The organism is Herbaspirillum aquaticum (assembly GCF_002213425.1).
GTDB classification, from domain to species: domain Bacteria; phylum Pseudomonadota; class Gammaproteobacteria; order Burkholderiales; family Burkholderiaceae_D; genus Herbaspirillum; species Herbaspirillum aquaticum.
Genome location: NZ_NJGV01000007.1, coordinates 1 through 17,276, shown reverse-complemented (window position 1 = coordinate 17,276; position 17,276 = coordinate 1). Strand labels below are relative to the sequence as shown.

General features: G+C 62.5%; 12 protein-coding genes. 6 read left to right on the top strand and 6 right to left on the bottom strand.

Annotation, left to right across the window (positions count from 1 at the left end; genetic code table 11):
* Positions 1–39: 39 nt before the first annotated feature.
* Entirely contained in the window at positions 40–966 is a 927-nt protein-coding gene (locus CEJ45_RS08960) for a LysR family transcriptional regulator (RefSeq protein WP_088754807.1), read from the top strand.
* Between the two features lie 104 nt (positions 967–1,070).
* On the opposite strand, the gene dcd is transcribed toward CEJ45_RS08960, so the two are convergent.
* Both dcd and hrpA read right to left on the bottom strand, forming a co-directional pair.
* The gene (gene dcd / locus CEJ45_RS08955) at positions 1,071–1,640 is read right to left on the bottom strand and encodes a dCTP deaminase (protein ID WP_039784915.1); all 570 of its coding nucleotides are present in this window, start codon (positions 1,638–1,640) and stop codon (positions 1,071–1,073) included.
* Positions 1,641–1,750: 110 nt separating this feature from the next.
* The gene (hrpA, locus tag CEJ45_RS08950; RefSeq protein ID WP_088754806.1) at positions 1,751–5,812 is read right to left on the bottom strand and encodes an ATP-dependent RNA helicase HrpA; all 4,062 of its coding nucleotides are present in this window, start codon (positions 5,810–5,812) and stop codon (positions 1,751–1,753) included.
* Positions 5,813–5,997: 185 nt separating this feature from the next.
* On the opposite strand from hrpA, the gene argA reads away from it, so the two are divergent.
* The 3 genes from argA (at position 5,998) to CEJ45_RS08935 (ending at position 10,595) form a co-directional block, all read left to right on the top strand.
* Positions 5,998–7,311 carry an amino-acid N-acetyltransferase gene (argA, locus tag CEJ45_RS08945; RefSeq protein ID WP_008331208.1) on the top strand — a complete coding sequence of 438 codons (1,314 nt, stop codon included), beginning with the start codon at positions 5,998–6,000 and terminating at the stop codon, positions 7,309–7,311.
* Positions 7,312–7,408: 97 nt separating this feature from the next.
* A complete protein-coding gene (locus tag CEJ45_RS08940) occupies positions 7,409–7,681 on the top strand; it encodes an oxidative damage protection protein (protein WP_008331210.1) in 273 nt (90 codons plus the stop codon).
* A gap of 148 nt (positions 7,682–7,829) precedes the next feature.
* A complete protein-coding gene (locus tag CEJ45_RS08935) occupies positions 7,830–10,595 on the top strand; it encodes a M16 family metallopeptidase (protein ID WP_088754805.1) in 2,766 nt (921 codons plus the stop codon).
* 88 nt (positions 10,596–10,683) lie between these two features.
* On the opposite strand, the gene rpiA is transcribed toward CEJ45_RS08935, so the two are convergent.
* From rpiA to CEJ45_RS08920, 3 genes are all read right to left on the bottom strand, one after another.
* On the bottom strand, positions 10,684–11,364 hold the full coding sequence (gene rpiA, locus CEJ45_RS08930) for a ribose-5-phosphate isomerase RpiA (RefSeq protein ID WP_039784469.1): 681 nt from the start codon (positions 11,362–11,364) through the stop codon (positions 10,684–10,686).
* A gap of 85 nt (positions 11,365–11,449) precedes the next feature.
* Positions 11,450–13,213, bottom strand: coding sequence for a cation:proton antiporter (locus CEJ45_RS08925; RefSeq protein WP_088754804.1), 1,764 nt, complete (start codon positions 13,211–13,213; stop codon positions 11,450–11,452).
* Between the two features lie 478 nt (positions 13,214–13,691).
* Entirely contained in the window at positions 13,692–14,204 is a 513-nt protein-coding gene (locus CEJ45_RS08920; RefSeq protein ID WP_008331218.1) for an Lrp/AsnC family transcriptional regulator, read from the bottom strand.
* A 202-nt stretch (positions 14,205–14,406) separates the two neighbouring features.
* Between CEJ45_RS08920 and CEJ45_RS08915 the strand changes: the two genes are divergently transcribed.
* Entirely contained in the window at positions 14,407–15,549 is a 1,143-nt protein-coding gene (locus CEJ45_RS08915; RefSeq protein WP_088754803.1) for a branched-chain amino acid ABC transporter substrate-binding protein, read from the top strand.
* Between the two features lie 243 nt (positions 15,550–15,792).
* Here CEJ45_RS08915 and CEJ45_RS08910 read toward each other — a convergent pair whose 3' ends face one another.
* Entirely contained in the window at positions 15,793–16,119 is a 327-nt protein-coding gene (locus tag CEJ45_RS08910) for a plasmid stabilization protein (RefSeq protein ID WP_088754802.1), read from the bottom strand.
* A 294-nt stretch (positions 16,120–16,413) separates the two neighbouring features.
* Here CEJ45_RS08910 and CEJ45_RS08905 point away from each other — a divergent pair, with 294 nt between their 5' ends.
* Complete coding sequence (locus tag CEJ45_RS08905) at positions 16,414–16,920, top strand: hypothetical protein (RefSeq protein WP_088754801.1); 507 nt, start codon at positions 16,414–16,416, stop codon at positions 16,918–16,920.
* The last annotated feature ends 356 nt before the right edge of the window (positions 16,921–17,276 follow it).

Below are 17,276 nucleotides of genomic sequence, written 5' to 3'. Positions count from 1 at the left end.
TCTAATATATGTCATACACCCTATCCATATTCTATCGATATGTCACCTTCCATCGACCTGCGCCTCTTGCGCTACTTCATCGCCGTGGCTGAAGAGGGCCACCTGACCAAGGCGGCCGAGCGCATCGGCATCCAGCAGCCGCCGCTGTCGCAACAGATCCGCCTGCTGGAGCGCGAACTGGGCGTGACGCTGTTCAACCGCCTGCCGCGCGGCATGGAACTGACCGACAGCGGCACCGCCCTGTTCAACGATGCCCGCGCCCTGCTGGCACAACTCGATACGACGGTGGCCAGCGTGCGCCGCATCGCCCGGGGCAAGATGGGACGCATAGGCGTGGGCTTTACCGAATCGGCTTCGTTGCATCCCTTCGTGCATTCGGTGATCCGCGCCTTCCGTACCGATGCGCCGGATGTGGCGATGACGGTGGAAGAGAGCAACACCAACGAGCTGATCGAAGCGCTGCGCGCCAAGCGGCTGGACCTGGCCTTCGTGCGTTCTCCCGTGGGGGATTCCGGCGGCCTGACCATCGAGACCATGCTGGTGGAAGACATGGTGGCCGCGTTGCCGATCGACCATCCACTGGCCGAGCAAGGCAAGCGCAAGAGCATCGCCCTGCACGCGCTGGCCGAGGAATCCTTCATCATGACGCGCCGGCCCAATGGCCCCGGCCTGTACGACACCATCATCGCGGCCTGCCATGCCGCAGGTTTCTCCCCGCAGGTGATCCAGGAAGCGCGCAAGAATCTCTCCACGCTTTCGCTGGTAGCGGCGGGTGTGGGGGTGGCCATCATCCCGGCGTCGATGACGCGGGTCAATGCGGAGGGGGTGGTCTATCTCAAGCTGACCGGCGCGCCCGAGCTGAAAGCGCCGCTGCACCTGGCTTACCGGACCGGCAGCATCAGCGGGGCAGCGCGCTTGATGCGCGAAGAGGCGTTGAAACTGAGTGCGGGACGCAAGCGACGCTGATGTCGGCAGGCATATCGCCGGGATATGGCTATCCATTGTTCGATACAAAAATGGCTTCCTTCCGGAAGCCATTTTTTGTACTGCCGATATGGTTTATATCGTTTTCAGGTCTTGGGCAAGGTCACGCCATGCTGGCCCTGGTACTTGCCGCCGCGATCCTTGTAGGAGGTCTCGCAGACTTCATCGCTCTCGAAGAACAGCACCTGGGCGCAGCCTTCACCGGCGTAGATCTTGGCGGGCAGCGGCGTGGTGTTGGAGAACTCCAGGGTCACATAGCCTTCCCATTCCGGCTCGAAGGGAGTGACGTTGACGATGATGCCGCAGCGCGCATAGGTCGACTTGCCCAGGCAGATGGTCAGCACGCTGCGCGGGATGCGGAAGTATTCCACGGTGCGGGCCAGGGCGAAGGAATTGGGAGGGATGATGCAGACATCGCCCTTGAAATCCACGAAGGATTTCTCATCGAAGTTCTTGGGATCGACGATGGTGGAATTGATGTTGGTGAAGATCTTGAATTCGTTGGCGCAGCGGATATCGTAGCCATAGGACGAGGTGCCGTAGGAAACGATCTTGCTCCCGTCAGCGGCCAGGCGCACCTGCCCGGGCTCGTAGGGTTCGATCATTCCTTCCTGCTCCGCCATGCGGCGGATCCACTTGTCTGACTTGATGGCCATGGTATTCAACGTATTCAAAGAATCCCGCATTTTACGCGAAAATGGACGAAATCGGCTGAAATGCAGACTGGAAGCGCTCTGCAGAACGCTTCCAGCCCACGGCCAGCCCATCACCGCTGCATGCTCTCCCACACCTTCTGCAAACGCTTCACCGACACCGGCATCGGCGTCTTCAGTTCCTGCGCATAGAGCGACACGCGCAGTTCCTCCAGCATCCAGCGGAACTCGGTCATCTTGGGATCGACCCGGCCGGCGCGGTCCTTCAGGGCGCGCTGATAGGGCAAGGCAACCGAATTCCACTCCGCCAGCAGCCGCGTATCGCGGGCTGGATCAGCACGCAGCTTGTCCAGCCGCACATTGATGGCCTTGAGGTAGCGCGGATAGTGGCTCAGGTTGCCGTAATCCGTTTCCGCAACAAAACGCTTGCCCACCAGTTGTGCCAACTGCGCCTGCATGTCAGCCGCAGCAGCCGCATGGGCCTTGATACCCTGCAGCTTCTTGGGCAGCGCGTGATACTCGGCCAGCACCTGTCCGCACAGGCGCGCGATCTCGTTGACCAGCAAACCCAGCCGCGCCTTGCCTTCATCACGGCGGCGATTGAATTCATCCGCGTTGCGCGGCAGCGGGTCCTGCAGGAAGGCGCGTTCCAGGCCTGCATTGAGGATCTGTTCACGCAACTCTTCCTGCGAACCCAGTGCCATGAATTGCATGCCCATCTGCTGCAGGCCCGGAATGTTCTTCTCCAGATACTTCAGCTGCTCCTTCATCTGCAAGGCAAAGAGCCGACGCAGGCCAGCGTAATGGAAACGCGCCGCCTCGGCCGGATCATCGAAAACTTCCAGATCGCAATGCGTCTTGCGATCCACCAGCGCCGGGAATCCGATCAGTGTCTGCGCCTGCTTGCCACTGCCGCGCGTGATCTCCAGCAGCTCCGGCAATTCACCGAAACTCCAACTGGTGAGATTGCTGTACTCGCCCACCGAAGCGGGGGCCGCCGGGGCTGCGCTCGGAACGGGCTTGCCGGGTGCGGCAGCGGGCGCGGGTGCGGCGCTGTCCTCATCCTCGCGCGGGGCAATGGCCACCTGCTCGGCCAGCTTCTGGAACTGCTGGCGTGCCTGTCCGCCGAATTCGGCCTGCAAGGCGGCAAGGTTGCGCCCCATCTCCAGCTGCCGTCCATGCTCATCGACGATCTTGAAGTTCATCGCATGGTGCGCCGACAGCGTCTCCTGCTTGAAGTCGCTGGGCTTGACCAGGATCGTGATCTGCTCGCGGATGTCGGCAATGATGGCGTCGATCAGGTTGCCCCGGCCGAAGGTCTTGCGCTCTTCCATGCGCTCGCAGAATCGCGCAGCGTAATCGGGCAGCGGTACGCAATGGCGGCGCAGCTTCTGCGGCAGGGACTTCAGCAGCAGGTGCACCTTCTCCTTCAACATGCCCGGCACCAGCCAGTCACAGCGGTCCGAGGAGACCTGGTTGAGCGCATACAGCGGCACGGTCAGGGTCACGCCATCGCGGGCCGCACCGGGTTCGAAGTGATAGCTCAAGGCCATGGCGATGCCCGCCACGTTCATGGTCTTGGGGAAAAGCTCGGTGGTCACGCCTGCTGCTTCGTGGCGCATCAGGTCGTCACGGTTCAGGTACAGCAGCTTGGGATCGGCGGCGGTGGCTTCCTTGTGCCACTTCTCGAAATCGACACCATTGCAGATATCGTGCGGGATCAGCTTGTCGTAGAAACCGATGATCAGTTCATCGTCCACCAGCACATCGAGGCGGCGCGATTTGTGTTCCAGGTTCTCGATCTCGCGCACCAGCTTCTGGTTGTGCGCGAAAAACGGCGCGCGCGTCTCGAAGTCGCCACCGACCAGCGCATCGCGAATGAAGATCTCGCGCGCTTCAGCCGGGTTGATCTTGCCGTAGTTGATGCGGCGCTGGCTGTACACCACCAGGCCATAGAGCGTGGCCCGCTCGGAGGCAGTGACCTGGGCGGCACGCTTTTCCCAGCGCGGTTCGCCCCAGGACTTCTTGAGCAGATGGCCGCCGAGTTTTTCCAGCCACTCGGGCTGGATGTTGGCCACGCAGCGCGCGTACAGGCGCGCAGTATCGACCAGCTCGGCCGCCATCACCCAGCGGCCGGGCTTCTTGGTCAGGTGCGCACCAGGCCAGATGTTGAACTTGATGCCGCGCGCGCCCAGGTATTGCGCATCGTCCTCGCTCTTGAAACCGACGTTGCCCAGCAAGCCGGTCAGCAAGGCCAGGTGCAGTTGATCGTAGGTGGCCGGGGCCTCGTTGAGGCGCCAGCCCTGTTCCTTGACGATGGTCAGCAACTGCGAATGGACATCGCGCCATTCACGCAGGCGCAATTGCGAAAGGAAATTCTCGCGGCAATGTTCCTGCAACTGGCGATTCGATTTCTTGTGCGCGATGGCCTCTTCGAACCACTTCCAGATCTTGAGATAGCTGGCAAATTCCGACTTCTCGTCGGCGAATTTCTTGTGGGCGTTGTCGGCCGCATTCTGCGCATCCATGGGCCGGTCGCGCGGGTCCTGCACGGATACCGCTGCGGCGATGATGAGCAATTCGGTCAGGCAGGCATTGTCTCGGCCGGCCAGGATCATTCGGCCCACGCGCGGATCCAGCGGCAGGCGGGCCAGCTGCTTGCCCAGTGCCGTCAGGCGATTGACGCCGCCCTGCTCTTCCACCGCGCCCAGTTCCTGCAGGAGCTGGTAGCCGTCGGCAATGGCGCGGCCCAGCGGCGGTTCGATGAAGGGGAAGCTCTCCACATCCGTCAGATGCAGCGACTTCATGCGCAAGATGACCGAGGCCAGCGACGAGCGCAGGATCTCGGGATCGGTGAACTTGGGGCGCTGCAGGAAATCCTGCTCGTCATACAGGCGGATGCACACGCCCGCCGCCACCCGGCCGCATCGGCCGGCACGCTGGTTGGCGGCCGATTGCGCTACCGGCTCGATCTGCAATTGTTCGACCTTGTTGCGATAGCTGTAACGCTTCACACGAGCGAGACCGGCATCGACCACATAGCGGATTCCCGGCACGGTCAGTGAAGTTTCGGCCACATTGGTCGCCAGCACGATGCGGCGGGCATTGCTGGTCTTGAAGACGCGCTCCTGCTCTTGGGCGGAGAGGCGCGCAAACAGCGGCAGGATCTCCACATGCGGCGGATGATGCTTGCGCAGCGCCTCGGCGGCATCGCGAATCTCGCGCTCGCCCGGCAGGAACACCAGCACGTCACCGGACCCGATGCGCGCCAGTTCGTCCACGGCATCGACCACGGCATCCATCAGGTCGCGCTGTTCGCGGTCCTTCTGGGCCTGGCTGGCGCGGCCCTCGGCGCGCGCACGGGCCTGCGCCACTTCGGTCGAGACGCCGCTGCGATCGGCATTGTCGATGGGACGATAGCGGATCTCCACCGGATAGAGGCGGCCCGAGACCTCGATTACCGGCGCCGGCACGATCTCGCCCTTGACCTCGCGGCCGAAATGGCGGGCGAAGCGGTCGGCATCGATGGTGGCCGAGGTGATGATGATCTTCAGGTCGGGGCGCTTGGGCAGCAGCTGCTTCAGGTAGCCCAGCAGGAAATCGATGTTGAGGCTGCGTTCATGCGCCTCGTCGATGATGATGGTGTCGTACTGGCGCAAGAGCGGATCGGTCTGCGTCTCGGCCAGCAGGATGCCGTCGGTCATCAGCTTGATCCACGCGCCCTTGGAGAGGGTGTCGTTGAAGCGGACCTTGTAGCCGACCAGCTCGCCCGGCGGGGAATTGAGTTCCTGGGCGATGCGCTTGGCGGTGGAAGAGGCGGCGATACGGCGCGGCTGGGTGTGGCCGATCAGGCCCTTTTCGCCACGGCCCAGCTCCAGACAGATCTTGGGCAGCTGGGTGGTCTTGCCGGAACCGGTCTCGCCGCTGACGATGATGACCTGGTGCGCCCGCAGGGCCTCGGCGATCTCGTGGCGACGGCCGGAGACCGGCAGCTCTTCGGGGAAAGTGACCGGCGGCAGCGGATTGCGCACGGGCGGCGCGGCGTGTGCAGCAGGCTCGGCAGCGGCGGCGCGACGCGGGCCTCGCTGCTCGCGCGGGCCGCGCGGACGATCTTGTTGCGGGTTCTGCTGCGCTTGGCCGCCGGGGGGAGTATTGGGTGCTTTGGTAACGGACATGAGGCCGACATTATACCTGCCACCGCCCGCCCGGTCAGGCTGCGTGCGGCTGGACGGCCGATGGTGCAGGTTTTTCAGCCGGCAGCGGGCCGGTTGGCTCCGCTTTGCAACATCCGTGCAAGAAATCTGCCCCGATGCGGCCCGCAAGCCTACGGCCCGCCGCGACGCTGGTTATAATGCGCGTCATGGAAAAACAGACCGAATTCGTCAACTGGCTGCGTTCCGTCGCGCCCTATGTCCACGCCTTCCGCGGCAAGACCTTCGTGGTCGCCTTCCCGGGCGAGCTGGTCACGGCCGGCGGCTTGCAGGTGCTGGCCCAGGATCTCTCGCTGCTGCATGCGCTGGGCATCCGCGTGGTGGTGGTGCATGGCTCGCGCCCGCAGGTGGCCGAGCAGCTGGCCCTGCGCAATGTCGAGGCGCGCTTCCAGAACGGCCTGCGCGTGACCGACAGCGCCGCGCTGGAATGCGCCAAGGAAGCCGCCGGCGAACTGCGCCTGGATATCGAGGCCGCCTTCAGCCAGGGCCTGCCCAATACGCCCATGGCGCATTCGGCCATCCGCGTGATCTCCGGCAACTTCGTCACGGCCCGTCCGATGGGCGTCATCGATGGCGTGGACCTGCAACTGACCGGCGTGGTCCGCAAGATCGCTGCCGACGTCATCCAGCCCATCATGAACGCGGGCGGCATCGTGCTGCTCTCGCCGCTGGGTTTCTCGCCCACCGGCGAAGCCTTCAACCTGACCATGGAAGACGTGGCCGTATCCGCCGCCATCGCGCTGCGCGCCGAAAAGCTGATCTTCCTGTCGGAGACCCCGCTGATGAAGGATGCCGGCGGCGCTGAAATCCGCGAGCTGTCCTCGCACCAGGCCGAGGCCGTGCTGTCGGCCGGCTTCCTGCCCGCGGATGCGGCCTTCTACCTGGCCAGCGTGGTCAAGGCCTGCAATGCGGGCGTCTCGCGCGCCCACATCGTGCCCTTCTCCACTGATGGGTCGGCCCTGCTGGAACTGTTCACCCACGACGGCGTGGGCACCATGGTCACCTACGAGAACCTGGAAAGCCTGCGCCAGGCCACCATCGAGGACGTGGGCGGCATCCTCAAGCTGATCGAACCGCTGGAAGCCGATGGCACCCTGGTCAAGCGCGGCCGCGAACTGATCGAACGGGAAATCGACTACTTCTCCGTGATCGAACACGACAACGTCATCTTCGGCTGTGCTGCCCTGTATCCCTTCCCCAAGGAACGCATGGGCGAGATGGCCTGCCTCACCGTCAATCCGGAAGTACAGGGCCAGGGCGACGGCGACCGTATCCTGAAGCACATCGAAACCCGCGCGCGCGAGGCCGGGCTGACCAAGCTCTTCGTGCTCACCACCCGCACCTCGCACTGGTTCCTGAAGCGCGGCTTCGTGCTGGCCGGTGTCAACGACCTGCCGCAGGATCGCCAGCAGATCTACAACTGGCAGCGCAAGTCGCAGGTACTGATCAAGAATTTGTATTAATCATTTTTCCGTCAGGACGTGAGCAGGCTCAACCGCTGACCCCCATCGCTGGCCCGCCCGTCCCAGGCATTTCAACTTAACGAACCAAGGAATCGACATGGCACGCATGGTCCACTGCATCAAACTGAACAAGGAAGCCGAAGGCCTGGACTTCCCGCCCTATCCGGGCGAGCTGGGCAAGCGCATTTATGAAAGTGTCTCCAAGGAAGCCTGGGCCGCCTGGCTCAAGCACCAGACCATGCTGGTCAACGAAAACCGCCTGATGCTGGCCGACGCCCGCGCCCGCAAGTATCTGGCCGCGCAAATGGAAAAGCACTTCTTCGGCGAAGGCGCCGATGCCGCCGCCGGTTACGTGCCGCCGAGCGAGTAAGCTGGCCGGATCGTCCAAGCATCGCCGCAACGCCGCCCTGGTTCGCCACGGCGGCGTTTGTTTTGGCTGACGCATCACGGCGGCTGGCTCGTCTACAATGCCGACTCCGGATCCCTGATTCCCTACCGACTTCCCGCTGGAGCTCATCTTGTCCCTGCGTCATCTGCGCCTTGCCGTGCTTGCCGTCAGTCTCGGCTTTACCTTTGTTTCCCCCTGGGCCCGGGCGGCCACCGCCAGTCCGGCGGCCAGCACTGCACCGACGCTGCCGCCCGGCGTCACGCAAGGCCCCAGCGCCGAGGGGATCAGCGAATACCGCTTTGCCAATGGCTTCAAGCTGCTCCTGCTGCCGGACGATTCCAAGCCCACGGTCACGGTCAACATCACCTACCTGGTCGGCTCACGCCACGAAAACTACGGCGAGACCGGCATGGCGCACCTGCTGGAACACCTGATGTTCAAGGGCTCGCCGCGCAACCCGGCGATCCCGCAGGAATTCAGCAAGCGCGGCATGAACTTCAACGGCACCACCTGGCTGGACCGCACCAACTATTACGAAACCTTCGAGGCCGGCAAGGACAACCTGCAATGGGCGATCAGCATGGAAGCCGACCGTATGGTCAATTCCCGTATCGCACGCAAGGATCTCGACAGCGAGATGACGGTGGTGCGCAACGAGTTTGAATCCGGCGAAACCTCGCCCCCGCGCGTGATGTTGAAGCGCATGCAGAGCGTGGCCTACGACTGGCACAGCTATGGCCGCAACACCATCGGCGCGCGCAGCGACATCGAGAACGTGCGCATCGAAAACCTGCAGGCCTTCTACCGCACCTACTACCAGCCCGACAACGCGGTGCTGCTCATCGCCGGCAAGTTCGATCCGGCGCAGGTGCTGCAATGGGTCAACCAGAGCTTCGGCCGCATCCCCAAGCCCAAGCGCAAGCTGCCTGAATTCTGGACCGTGGAGCCGACCCAGGACGGCGAACGCCAGTTCGCGATCCGCCGCCGGGGTGACCTGCAACTGGTGGCGCTGGGTTACAAGATGCCCTCGGCGCTGCATCCGGATGCCACCGCCCTCTCGTTTGCCAGCGACATCCTGACCGACACGCCCAATGGCCGCCTGCACAAGCTGCTGGTGGAAAAAGGGCTGGCCACGCAGGTCTATGCGATGCCGCTGAGCGGCTACGCGCCGGGGCTGCAGATGATCGTGGCGCAGGTCAAGGCAGGCGCCGACATCGAGCCGGTCAAGCAGGCCATGATCAGCGCCGTCGAGTCCTTCAGCACCGCCCCGCCGACCGCCGAAGAAATCGCGCGCCTGCGCCGCGAGAGCGCCAACAACTTCGAGACGCTGCAGAACAATCCGCAGCAGATGGCGGTAGCGATGTCCAATGCGATTGCACGCGGCGACTGGCGCCTGGTCTTCATCGAACGCGACCTGGAACAGCGCCTGACCAGTGCTGACATCGCTGCGGCTGCTGGCCGCTACTTCCGCCGCGACAACCGTACCGTCGGCCTTTATTTGCCGGAAGATCATCCGCAGCGCGCCGAGGTCCCGCCGGCACCGAGCCTGGAATCGCTGCTGGCGCAATACCAGCCGCGTGCAGCCATCGCCTCGGGCGAAGCGTTCGATCCGGCACCGGGCAACATCGAACAGCGCACCACCCGCGTGGCGCCAGGCCAGCCGCCCCACACCGCACTGAAGCTGGCACTGCTGCCCAAGCAATCGCGCGGGCAGACGGTGTCGGTCAGCATGAACCTGGAGTTTGGCGATGCCGAGAGCCTGTTCGGCCAGCGTGCCGTGGCCTCGCTGACGGCGGCCATGCTCATGCGGGGTACGCGCGATCTGGATCGCCGCCAGCTCGCCGACGAATTCACGCGCCTGAAGATCAACGGCAACGTCTATCGTTTCCAGACCACGCGCGAGAATCTGGTCCCGGCGTTTGCGCTGGTGGGCGAAGTGCTGCGCCATCCGCGCATGGATCCCGCTGAATTTGCGCAGTTGAAAAATGAGACCGTGGCCGCGCTGGAAGCCACGCGCAAGGAGCCGGACTCCCGTGCCGGCGAAGCGCTGCAACTGCATTTCAACCATTACCCGGACGGCGACTGGCGCGCCGCCCAGACGCTGGAGCAGCGCATCGCCGCCGTGCAGGCCGTGACGCTGGAACAGGTGCAGGCCTTCCATCGCCGCTTCTACGGTGCCTCGCATGGCGAGGTCGCCGTGGTCGGTGACTTCGATGCGCAGGCTGCGCGCAAGGCGATCGATGCGGCCTTCGGCGGCTGGGCCAGTGGGGCGCCCTACGCGCGCGTCCTGCAGACCTGGGCCGACATTGCGCCCAAGCGCATCGTCATCGATACGCCGGACAAGGAAAACGGTGTCTACCTGGCCCGCCAGAACATCCGCCTGCGTGATGACGATCCGGACTATCCGGCCCTGGCCGTGGCCAATTACCTGCTCGGCGGCTCCAGCCTGAAGTCGCGCCTGGCTGACCGCATCCGCCAGAAGGATGGTTTGTCCTATGGCATCAACAGCGGCTTGCAGGTCGGCGCCATCAGCGATGCGGGTTACTTCAGCGTGCGCGCCATCGCTGCCCCGCAGAACTTGGACAAGGTCGACGCGGCCGTGCGCGAAGAAATTGCCCGGCTCATCAAGGATGGCTTTACCGAAGAGGAACTGTTGCGCGCCAAGTCCGGCATCCTGCAACAGCGCAACCAGCAGCGCGCCGGTGATGGCGGCATCGCTACCAGCTGGAGCGCACTGATGAACCTGGACCGCAGCTTCCTGTGGCAGCAGCAGCTGGATCTCAAACTGGCCGATCTCACGCTGGCACAACTGAATGCGGCCGTGCGCAAGTACATCGATCCGGCACGCATGACCGTGGTGATTGCACGGGATGAGGCCAAGGCCAGCCAGCCCTGACGCATCCGCCTGAAATCATCGAGATGAAAAAAATGCCCATGTCCTGCGACACGGGCATTTTTGTCTGGGGCTCAGAAAACCGAAGTCTTCAGAACTCCAGTTTCTTGACCCCTTCGGCGGTACCCAGCAGGCATACGTTGGCGCCCTGGCGCGCGAAGAGGCCGTTGGTGACCACGCCGACGATGTTGTTGATCTTGTCTTCGATGTCGGCCGGATCGGTAATGGCCAAGCCCAGCACATCGATGATGTAGCAGCCGTTGTCGGTGACCAGCGGCTTGCCGTCGCCATTCTTGTTCAGGCGCAGGCGCGGCTCGCCGCCCAGTGCGGCCAGCTTGCGGGCCACCACGGCGTGCGACATGGGGATCACCTCCACCGGCAACGGGAAAGTACCCAGCACATCAACCAGCTTGGAGCCATCGGCAATACAAACGAACTTCTGCGCCACGGACGCCACGATCTTCTCGCGCGTGAGTGCAGCGCCGCCGCCCTTGATCATGGCGCCGCTGCCATTGATTTCATCGGCGCCGTCGATATAGACCGGCATGGTCTCGACCTCGTTGAGATCAAACACGGTGATCCCATGCGAGCGCAGGCGCTCGGCAGTGGCTTCGGAGGACGCCACGGCGCCCTTGATGCGGTGCTTGATCTTGCCCAGTTCATCGATGAAGAAATTGGCCGTGGAGCCGGTGCCCACGCCGATGATTTCGCCGTCGACCACGTAGTCGATGGCGGCCTTGGCCACGGCTTGCTTGAGTTCGTCTTGAGTCATGATGGTTCAGTTCAACGTAAATAAAAACGGGGGCGTTCCCTTTTTGGCAACGCAAAAAATTCTCATCTTGCAGGATCAGCAATGCTCAATGCACGTCGTCCGGCTGTTCGTCCAGGGTTTCGAAGAGCGCGATCTGCAGGCGTGAATGCAGCTTGACCAGCTTGCTCCACAGCAACCACAGCAACCCGGCAGCGGCGGCCAGCACGAAGGCCAGCAGGTTCAACGGGGGCAGGATGCTGGCGCTGAGCACGAAGATCAGCAGCATGATGCCCACGATGGACATGATGGGCAAGACCTCCGAGACCACCTTGCGCACCCCGGAAGTATACGCTCCCGCGAACTCCGGCTTGACGCTGACCTCCGCCAGCAGCATCGACAGCGCCTGCAGCTTGCGGTAAGTGGCGATCAGGAAGGGCAAGGAAATCACCAAAGCGCAGCCCCAGATGATGGCCTTCTGCACATCCGGATCAGGCGTCCAAGCCGAGAGCTGGCGCGACAAACCGTCCACAAAGAAAGCGCCCGCCAGGAATACCGCAATCACCAGCGCCAGGTTCACCATCACCTGCATGAGGATGCGGCGGATGATGCGCGTGAGTTCGGCGCGGTCGCCGGTCGGCTGCAGGCTTTCCAGCCAGCGCGAATACATGCCCAGCAAACCCGAGACGCGCGCCGGCACCAGCGTGACGGCCTTGGCCGAGAGCGGATCGGCGGCCTTGATGAGGTAAGGGGTGAGCAGTGCCGTCACCGCCGAGACCGCCACCACGATGGGATAGAGGAAATCGCTGGTGACCTTCAGGCTCTGGCCGAGCGCGGCGATGATGAAGGAGAACTCGCCGATCTGCGCCAGGCCCATGCCCACGCGCATGGGCGTGCGGCCGCCCTGCCCGGCCACGAAGGTGCCCAGGCCGCAGCTGATGAGTTTGCCGAAGACCACGGCCAGCGTGATGATGGTGATGGGCATCCAGTACTTGACCAGCACGTTGGGATCGAACAGCAGCCCGATGGCCACGAAGAAGATGGCCGAAAACATGTCGCGGATCGGCTCCACCAGGCGCTCGATGCGATGCAGCTGGCGCGATTCGGCCATGATGGCGCCGACCAGGAAGGCCCCCAATGCGACGCTGTATTGCAGCTTCATCACCAGGAGGCAGAAGCCGAACAGCACGCCCAGCACGGCCACCAGCAGCATCTCGTTGCTCTTGAAGCGGGCGATGAAGCTCAGCAGGCGCGGCACTGCGACGATGCCCACCACCAGCGAGACGGTCATGAACAGCACCAGCTTGCCCACCGTCGTGAAGACCTCGGTGGAATCCACCGAGCCGCTGGTGGCCACGCCCGAGAGCAGCGCGATCATGCCGATGGCCAGGATGTCTTCCACGATCAGGATGCCGAAGATGATCTGGGCGAACTTTTCGTTCTTCATGCCCAGTTCATTCAAGGCCTTGACGATGATGGTGGTCGAGGAGACGGCCAGCATGGCGCCCAGGAAGATGGCATCCATGCGCTTCCAGCCGAAGTAGAGGCCGATCTCGTAGCCGATCCAGATCATCAGCAGGATCTCGGCCGCTGCCGCGATGAAGGCGGTGGCACCGACCTTGGCCAGTTTTTTCAGGCTGAATTCCAGGCCCAGCGAGAACAGCAGGAAGATCACCCCGAGCTCTGACAGAATGTGCACGGTCTTCTCATCCTGGATCAGGTCATAGGGCGGCGTATGCGGGCCGATGATCACGCCGGCCACGATGTAGCCCAGCACCACCGGCTGCTTCAGCTTGTTGAAGACGACGGTGACAATGCCGGCAATGAGCATGATGATGGCCATGTCCTGGATGAATAACTCGACTTCGTGCATCGTGCGGGATTTCCTTTCTGTGGTTCTGCAGCGTGCTGCAGGGGTTGGCTGGATGGCGTCGCAGGCGCTGCGACACCGGGCAAGGCTGCGCCCTGCGGCATGGGCCGCGGACGGTGGATGATAGGGATTGCGGGTGCTGCTGGCGGGCCGGCCACACGGTCGCCGGCGCTGGGTGCTGATCTGTGTCCGCTCTTGTTGCTGGTGACCACGGTACTGCTTCAGCGTAGACGCAGTGGCGCTAGACCTCTTCATTGCACACTGCGGGATGCCCCGAAAATAACACAACTGACAACCGCACTGCAATGCAAAGTGCGTGCCTGCCCCGCCGCGAGAAGACTCCCGCATGACGGGATCCCCCGTCAGCAAAATGAAAAAGTTAGTAAATTCCGGACGATTCCCTCTGGATGGACGCCCTGGAATCTAACAAAACGCAATGGATGAGCTTGGCCCCCAATCCGCGCGGGAAGCTGGCTGGCGTTCAGCCGGGCACGCGCACCTGCACTTCGACCGCCTTTTCATCGAAGGCGATGCGGGTGGTGAACTTGGCCCGCTTCATGGGGAAGCGCGACTGGAAGTGGCGCACATTGCCTGATCCCGAGATCACACGTCTGACGAACTGATAGTAGGCATCCATGTCGATGACGTGGACCGCCAGGAAGTAATCGTATTCGCCCGAGACGAAGTAGCACTGCATCACCTCGGCCTCCTTGGCCATGCGCTGCTCGAAGTCCTGCATGTGCTGGTCGGACTGGTTGTTCAGCGAGATCTCCAGGAAGGCCAGCATGCCGTAGCCGAGCGCGAAGGGATCGACCATGGCCACTTCGGCGCTGATGATGCCGGCCTCGCGCAGTTCGCGGATGCGGCGCAGGCAGGTCGGTTGCGAGATGTGCAGTTTTTCAGCCAGCACCCGAGTGGAGATCTGGTTGTCTTTCTGCAGCATGTTGAGCAGTTTGCGATCCACCTTGTCGAGGGTGTGAAGTTTGGCAGCCATGGGACAGAGTCGAGGATGATTGTTCAGGCCGGCCACTCAAAAATTGCTTGGCTTGGCCGATTCTTATGTTGTACCGTCGCATTATTCAGAAAGTCGGGGACGAAAGCAAAGCAGTCCGCCTGGTCACCGCAACAAGGATCTGAATAACTGTGTTGTGAGACAAAACATTAAAAGTGGTCAATCCAATCTACAGAGGAGTGTTATGAAATTCAAGAGCGCCATTATTCCATTAACTGCCGCCATCGGTCTGGCATTCGCAGGCGCCGCGCATGCCCAGGAAGTCGTCAAGATCGCCCACGTGGGCCCGCTCTCCGGTCCCAACGCCCACATGGGCAAGGACAACGAGAACGGTGCGCGCATGGCCGTCGACGAACTCAACGCCAAGGGCTTTACCATTGGCGGCAAGAAGGTCAAGTTCGAACTCATGGGTGAAGACGACGCTTCCGATCCCAAGCAAGCCACTGCGGTCGCCACCAAGCTGGTCGACCAGAAGGTCGCCGCCGTGATCGGCCACCTCAATTCCGGCACCACCATCCCGGCTTCGAAGATCTACAGCGATGCCGGCATCCCGCAAGTGTCCCCCTCGGCCACCAATCCGAAGTATACCCAGCAAGGCTTCAAGACCACCTTCCGCGTGGTTGCCAACGATGCGCAGCTGGGCGCCGCACTGGGCAAGTATGCCGTGCAGAAGCTGGGCACCAAGCAGATCGCCGTGATCGATGACCGTACCGCCTATGGCCAGGGCGTGGCAGAAGAATTCGCCAAGGGCGCCAAGGCGGCCGGCGGCACCATCGTCGGCACCCAGTTCACCAATGACAAGGCCACCGACTTCAACGCCATCCTGACTTCGCTCAAGGGCAAGAAGCCGGACGTGATCTTCTTCGGCGGCATGGACGCCGTGGGCGGCCCGATGCTGCGCCAGATGAAGCAGCTGGGCATCGGCGCCAAGTTCATGGGCGGTGACGGCATCTGTACCGGCTCCCTGCCGGGCCTGGCCGGCGATGGCCTGGGCGAAGACCAGGTGATCTGTGCCGAAGCTGGTGGCGTGGATGCCTCGGGCAAGAAGGGCATGGATGACTTCCGCGCAGCCTACAAGAAGAAGTTCGGTATCGACGTGGTCTACAACGCAGCCTATGCCTACGATGCCACCATGACCGTGGCGGACGCCATGGCCAAGGCCGGCTCGGCCGATCCCAAGAAGTACCTGCCCGAACTGGCCAAGATCAGCCACAAGGGCGTGACCGGTGTGATCGCCTTTGATGCCAAGGGCGATATCAAGGATGGTTCGCTGACCTTGTATACCTACAAGGGTGGACAGCGCACCGTGCTGGCGGTGACCAAGTAAGGTCGGTCGCCCTGCCCTGCTGGCTGGCTTGCGAGCTGGTTTTCAGGGAAGGTAAAGAATGCAGCGCCCCCGATTTATCGGGGGCGTTGTCGTTTGAAGGAATTGTATATCGTGCGTATTACGCAAAGCCGGTCGCGCCAATTTCGCATATTGTTTTAATTATTTACGGCTGCCGCCGGTTTACTTAGTTTATGGATGCAGGACCACGGACTGGTTTCTTAGTTTTTTTCTCCGTGGTGCCATTCAGCGGGACAGGGCCTTTTCCAGGGCGGCTTTGTTCATTGACGAACGGCCCTTGATCCCGCGTTCACTCGCTTCTGCATAGAGCTGCTTGAAGGTCCGGCCGCCTGCGCCGGAATGCGACCGCAGGCCGCCTCGGCGCGACGGCGCCATGTCTTGCGTGGACGTCTTGCTGGCTGTTTTGGATTCGCCGTGCTGGGCGCGCTCCTTGTTGACGGTCCGGGCGGCGATCTCCTCGGCACGCCGGGTGCTCGTGCCGCGTTTGACGGCGCTGGTCTTGATGTGTTCGTACTGGCGTTCACGTTTGTTGCTCCATGCGGTCTGCGGCATGATGGCCTCCTGTCCGGTTGCGCCCGCGGCGCGATGCTCTGCGGGCAGGTAAAGGATACGTTCACTGCGGGTGATTCGATCTTGCGCCGACCTGCCCGGGCCCGCCATCCCGCCTCGTCTGAAAACGCTGTAAGAATGATGGAAGACGGGCTCATCAGCAGGCCTGCAATGCCCGCCGTACGGCGATGGCGCCTCATCGATTCCACAAAGCAACATTCAAGATCGCGTCATTGCGACAACCTTTGTACGCCTCATCAGTCCAACCGCTCATCAAAAACCAGACGGGAGGAATCAATGAAACAGATCACGGCGGTATTTGGCGTGGTGCATGCGGTGATCGCGGTGTTGTTTGCGCTGGGCGCGCTGGCGCTCATTGCCATTGCCGCGAGCATGGGATTTGAGGCGGTGACGGAGGGCCTGGGCCTGCCGCAGGCGCAGGCGTTGATCGAGGCTATCGGTATTTTGGCGGCGGCGGTGGTGGCGTTTCAGATTGCCGAGACCATTACCGAGGAAGAGGTGGTGCGCGACGCCAACATCAGCGCCCCGACGCGGGTACGCCGCTTCCTGTCGCGTTTTTTTGTGGTGGTGATCGTGGCGCTGGCCATCGAGGGGCTGGTGATGACCTTCCGCGCAGCGCATGAAGAAGCGGCTGACATGATCTATGCAGCGGCGCTGCTGGTGGGTACGGGCGTATTGCTGGCGGCCTGGGGATACTTCATCTATTGCAACCGCGCGGCCGAGGAGCTGGAGCCGGACGCCATGGAAGAGGCCAAGGAAGAGGACAAGAAGATTGATGGCTGAGGGGCGTTGCGCCCTGTGGTTTGCGATTTGCGATTCGCGGGCCGAAAGCAGCGGTGTTCGCCCTGTACTGCCCGTCGGGGCCGACCCTCGGGAAATGTTCCGAGGGTCGGACAGGCAACGTGTGCGAACATTACGCCAATCAAGATTCCGATAAAAAGCCCGCGTTTAGCGGGCTTTTCATTTCCTGTTCAATCAATCGCAGCCGAATCAAACACCTGGATTGGCATTAAAAGCGCGGCGTCGGTGGATCGACATACGCCTCATTAAAGTGGACCCATCCGTCAAGACAGCGTTTGCCAGAATTTAAGCTGCATCCATGACTTCACTTGCAGCAGAACAGCGCTGCCCTGATCCTG

Excerpts from the sequence above, each read along its gene's own strand:
- CEJ45_RS08960 (WP_088754807.1), top strand. The coding sequence starts at position 40 with ATGTCACCTTCCATCGACCTGCGCCTCTTGCGCTACTTCATCGCCGTG.
- dcd (WP_039784915.1), bottom strand. The coding sequence starts at position 1,640 with ATGGCCATCAAGTCAGACAAGTGGATCCGCCGCATGGCGGAGCAGGAA.
- hrpA (WP_088754806.1), bottom strand. The coding sequence starts at position 5,812 with ATGTCCGTTACCAAAGCACCCAATACTCCCCCCGGCGGCCAAGCGCAG.
- argA (WP_008331208.1), top strand. The coding sequence starts at position 5,998 with ATGGAAAAACAGACCGAATTCGTCAACTGGCTGCGTTCCGTCGCGCCC.
- CEJ45_RS08940 (WP_008331210.1), top strand. The coding sequence starts at position 7,409 with ATGGCACGCATGGTCCACTGCATCAAACTGAACAAGGAAGCCGAAGGC.
- rpiA (WP_039784469.1), bottom strand. The coding sequence starts at position 11,364 with ATGACTCAAGACGAACTCAAGCAAGCCGTGGCCAAGGCCGCCATCGAC.
- CEJ45_RS08925 (WP_088754804.1), bottom strand. The coding sequence starts at position 13,213 with ATGCACGAAGTCGAGTTATTCATCCAGGACATGGCCATCATCATGCTC.
- CEJ45_RS08920 (WP_008331218.1), bottom strand. The coding sequence starts at position 14,204 with ATGGCTGCCAAACTTCACACCCTCGACAAGGTGGATCGCAAACTGCTC.
- CEJ45_RS08915 (WP_088754803.1), top strand. The coding sequence starts at position 14,407 with ATGAAATTCAAGAGCGCCATTATTCCATTAACTGCCGCCATCGGTCTG.
- CEJ45_RS08910 (WP_088754802.1), bottom strand. The coding sequence starts at position 16,119 with ATGCCGCAGACCGCATGGAGCAACAAACGTGAACGCCAGTACGAACAC.
- CEJ45_RS08905 (WP_088754801.1), top strand. The coding sequence starts at position 16,414 with ATGAAACAGATCACGGCGGTATTTGGCGTGGTGCATGCGGTGATCGCG.